This is a genomic window from Anabaena sp. 4-3 (assembly GCF_001597745.1).
Classification (GTDB): Bacteria; Cyanobacteriota; Cyanobacteriia; order Cyanobacteriales; family Nostocaceae; genus Trichormus.
Genome location: NZ_LUHJ01000047.1, coordinates 1 through 1,659, shown reverse-complemented (window position 1 = coordinate 1,659; position 1,659 = coordinate 1). Strand labels below are relative to the sequence as shown.

Sequence of the window (1,659 nt, the reverse complement as noted above, 5' to 3'; positions counted from 1 at the left end):
GGGGGGAGAAAAACTAATGACTAATGACTAATGACTAATGACTAATGACTAATGACTAATGACTAAAACAATGATTACAGGTAAAACTAAATTATTAGGGGTAATTGGACATCCGGTTGAACATTCGCTGTCACCGGTGATGCACAATGCTGCACTGGCTCAATTAGGATTAGATTATATATACCTGCCTTTCCCTATCAAACCACAGGATTTAGAAGTGGCGATCGCTGGGTTGGCAACTGTTGGTGTTGTCGGTTTTAGTGTGACAATTCCCCACAAACAAGCAATTATTCCCCTACTCTCAGAAATTAGTCCCATTGCTCAAGCTATCGGTGCTGTCAATACTGTTAGTCGCAAAGATGACAAATGGGTAGGGACAAACACAGATATAGCAGGTTTTATCTCGCCTTTGCAAACAACCTATAAACAAGATTGGAGTCAGAAAATTGCTGTCATTTTAGGTAATGGTGGCGCAGCTAGGGCGGTTGTGGCAGGTTGTCATCAGCTAGGTTTGGCGGAAATTCATGTAGTAGGGCGAAATATACAACGTTTACAAGAATTCCAGCAAAGTTGGGCTAATTCACCGATTGGGACAAATTTACAAGTGCATCCTTGGGATAAGTTAACACAACTCATCCCCCAAGCTGATTTACTGGTGAATACAACGCCGATGGGAATGTATCCCCATGTTGATGAGTCACCGGTGAGTGCTGATGAAATGGTGAATTTACAAGTGGGTGCGATCGCCTATGATTTGATTTATATTCCCCAACCAACAAAATTTCTGCAATACGCACAACAACAAGGCGCAATTGCTATTGATGGCTTAGAAATGTTAGTTCAGCAAGGAGTCGCCGCCTTAAAAATCTGGTTGCAACGGGAAACTGTACCTGTAGATGTCATGCGTCAAGCTTTAAGACAACATTTAGGACTCTAACTACTTCTTTGGCCAACGCCAATTATAGCGATTCCATTCGTAGATGCCTTGAATTTCGTACTCTGTGCCATTAAAGAAGCGAACAACACAGTTAGTAGAACAATCATCATTGCCATTAATCTGATCAATTTTAATCACTATGGAGGGAAACCATTCACGCTGACAAGGGCCATCTTCTTGCACCCATTCCCACAAAGCATTAGAAACTTCAATGCGATCGCCTACTCTCAGTTTTAAGGCATCCTCAAAATAAGCATACTTGTCAAAGTGATACGACTCCACACGATTTAACCATTGCAAACCATAGCGATCGCGAATAAACTGCACCTTACCAGAATCATTGTTCAGCAGCCAGTCGTTGAGTAATTGCACCTTCCACGTACGGTTTTGCTGTTCCTCTGCCTTGACGAACTCTAAAAATATCTCTAATTCCTCTGGCGTAAGTTCGTCTAAGGGGTTGGGAGGATCTGATTTTCCCGACTTAAATTTAGTTTGAAATTCTTCAACCAATTGCAGTAAAATTTCTTTCTGCCTATCAGTGAGAGGACAGCTAGCTGCATCACAACGATAAAAAGCTGCTTGCAAGGCTGTTGTTATCTCATCTGGAGTCATAAGCTAGTTGCAATTGTGGGACTGATATCATAATTATTGCAAAAGTTAAATTAAAGTCATTAGTCATTAGTCATTAGTCATTAGTCATTAGTCATTAGTTTTTCTCCCCC

The 1,659-nt window shown here is 41.2% G+C and carries 2 protein-coding genes; one reads left to right on the top strand and one right to left on the bottom strand.

The features are described 5' to 3' along the window. The first annotated feature begins 58 nt into the window (after nt 1-58). Nucleotides 59-937: a shikimate dehydrogenase gene (locus A3775_RS12195; RefSeq protein WP_066382913.1), complete on the top strand. Its 879-nt coding sequence runs from the start codon at nt 59-61 to the stop codon at nt 935-937. On the opposite strand, the gene A3775_RS12190 is transcribed toward A3775_RS12195, so the two are convergent. Further along, complete coding sequence (locus A3775_RS12190) at nt 938-1,549, bottom strand: hypothetical protein (RefSeq protein ID WP_066382912.1); 612 nt, start codon at nt 1,547-1,549, stop codon at nt 938-940. Nucleotides 1,550-1,659: the final 110 nt, after the last annotated feature.